General features: G+C 57.5%; 2 protein-coding genes. Both read right to left on the bottom strand.

The genetic code is table 11. The features are described from left to right. The coding region (gene repB / locus EN991_RS31575; protein ID WP_127370222.1) for a plasmid partitioning protein RepB at positions 1-622 on the bottom strand (622 nt) is incomplete at its 3' end. A 77-nt stretch (positions 623-699) separates the two neighbouring features. Continuing rightward, on the bottom strand, positions 700-1,902 hold the full coding sequence (gene repA, locus EN991_RS31570; protein WP_013525328.1) for a plasmid partitioning protein RepA: 1,203 nt from the start codon (positions 1,900-1,902) through the stop codon (positions 700-702). Positions 1,903-2,626 lie beyond the last annotated feature (724 nt).

The following is a 2,626-nucleotide window of genomic DNA, read 5'->3' as shown; positions in this document are numbered from 1 at the left end:
GCCACCATCTGTCCCGACCAACAGTCTTGGCGGCGCCAATGGCCACAATGACTGGCTCTGGAATGTTGCTGGTAACAGAACGCATCTTCGAGAAGGTCGTGTCATCGAGCGCCAAAGCCGACTTCACCGTGTCGGGCGTGTGGCCGCGCTTGAGAATGCGATCGGCAAACAGGGTCCTTTCGATGAAGGACAAATTGGCCCTTGCGGCGTTCTCTTGGCCCTGGGCAATAACATGATCCTCATCGCCCATCTTCTTGACGACCGCGCGTACTGGCCGTCCCAGCTGGCGGGCAACCTTGACGCGCCGATGCCCGAAGACGGTCTGAAAGCGACCGGAGAGCTCAGGATGAGGCCTGACCAGGATCGGAGAATCTTGTCCTCTTTCCCGAATGGCCGCAAGCAACTCCTGATATGCCTCATCGTCTTCGTCCAGGCGATCCGAAACGAAGGAGGTGTCTACAAATGCCGGATCGAGATCCACGACCGAGCTCTTGGAGAGCTCCTCGAAGGATTGCATGATGGAGCGCGACGCCCCGCGAACGGCATACCCGGATACGTCCTTCGCATCAGCCACTGCCGTCGCAGGGCCCAACACACTGCCGAAAATGTCCCTGCGTGCCATTTAACCGCCTCCAATCGCGGTTAGCGATTTGATTTCAAAGACAAAATTTCCAGTTTTTACTGCCGTAAACTTCGCCGTCATGACCGTCCCCACGCACGATGGATCAGCGTCGCGATTTCAGCATTGACCGCATCGAGGGATTCCAGTGCACGGTCGTAGGTGGAACGGGTAAAGGCCGACTTCTCCACCTCGTAGAGCGTCTGCTTGGTGAGACCCGCGTCCGAAATCGCCGTCGACTTCAACATCGGGTTCTCCAGGATCTGGCCGGCAAGCATGGACTGCATGAAGCCTACCATCTGCGCCTGCGGGATATCCGTCGGCTCGTAGCGTGTGATCAGATATCGAAACCAATCGAGCTCGATTGCCGCACCGGCGGCCTTGATGGTTTTCAATATGCCGCCGAGCATGAGCAGGAACTGGCTCATCGACATCAGGTCGAGCATCTGCGGATGAACTGTAATGAGAACCGACGTCGCCGCCGACATGGCCGTCAACGTCAGGTAGCCAAGCTGGGGCGGGCAATCGACCACGACAACGTCATAGCGATCGTCGACCTCCGTTAGCGCCTTCGCCATGCGCGTGAAGAACTGGCGCCCGGCATTTGACGTCTTATCCTGCATGGCGAGGGGCGTGTCGTATTCGTATTCCTGCAATTCGAGATTGGCGGGGATGATATCGAGACCTGGAAAATTCGTCGGAAGGATTACGTCCGCAATCGAGCGGCGTTCGTCATCGTAACGAATCGCCTCATAGAGCGAGAGGTTGTTATCAAGTTCCGGCTGGAAGCCATGCAGGGCCGACAGTGAGGCTTGAGGATCGAGATCGATTGCAAGAACACGGTGGCCGGTCAAGGCCAGATGCTGGGCGAGGTGGGCGGCAGTCGTTGTCTTGCCACTGCCCCCCTTGAAGTTGACGACAGCAACGACCTGGAGCTTGTCGCCGGACTTGCGGTGCGGGACATACTTCTTGACTTCGGTCCTGCCATGCTGGTCCAGGAAATGGCGCAGCTCAAGCATCTGCTGGGCAGTGTAGGACCGGCGTCCCGATGGGATCTGCTCGGGCAGGGGGCCCTTGCCCTCCAGATGAAGGCGCTTCAGATTGTTCTGCGAGACACCAAGATAGTGAGCGACTTCTGCCATCGAAAACGAACGCAGCGTCTTGGCCGCATCGGGGGGAAATTTCTCCATCCGAAGCTGGTTAAGGCGCCGTGATATCTCAGCACCCTGCTCGAGGATTTTCTCATCGAACTCGAAGCTCGGTAGCCGCATGGCGATATTCATTCTCGTCGAAAACCTGAATTGGCGCTTTTTGCGATGAAATTATTCAACAAGCGCCATTAAGCTCCGATTCGGAAAGCCCGGCAAGAAGTTTTAGGTTAACAGAAGGTTAACAGCACTAGCGGGCTTCCTTGCGGCCGATTCCTGCTGTCGTCGGATAATGGCGGGTTGTCGTTCGACTGGAACTCTCCGGCTCATCTGGCTAAACGCCTGGTTTTTCTGACACAAAGAGCAGTTTTTACGGCAGTAAAAACCGCCCCATCAGCGGAGCGGCTTAGGGGAGGGGAGGGCGCTTCCACCCGCTCAGGGCGGTAGGCGGGCTCGCTTTGCCGGCTGGGGCTTGGTGGCAGGCATCAAAAGCAATGGCCGACCTCCTCCATCATGACGAGACGCAAACGTCCAAAGCTCGGACCGACCCCAATTCGTCTCTAGCGGCCTCAAACGATATTCGCTGACATAGGGTAGGTCAGCGTGCCTCCTGCAGGTGCGTTTGCATGCGGAGGTCAACCGTTACCCGACCGAAAGCCGGTCGCTGGAGACCGCAGTTCGCGCACCATCGTTTTGAGCGGTGCGGGCGAGCGCCCGAAACTTCCTTTATCTGCTCGCCAAGGGAGCGTTCGCAACCGACGAGGGTGCCACCCGAGCGTTGATAACAGACGCTTGGTGATGAAATCCGGCCTGAGGTAGAAACCGAATTTGTCGGCTCGGGAACAACGATGCCAAGACC

Source organism: Mesorhizobium sp. M7A.F.Ca.US.005.03.2.1 (assembly GCF_003997795.1).
Lineage (GTDB): Bacteria > Pseudomonadota > Alphaproteobacteria > Rhizobiales > Rhizobiaceae > Mesorhizobium > Mesorhizobium ciceri.
The sequence above is the reverse complement of the archived record's forward strand: the minus strand, read 5'-3'. Positions and strand labels throughout refer to the sequence as shown.

What these genes read in the sequence shown, in the direction of transcription:
- repA (WP_013525328.1), bottom strand. Translation starts at nt 1,902, where the DNA reads ATGAATATCGCCATGCGGCTACCGAGCTTCGAGTTCGATGAGAAAATC.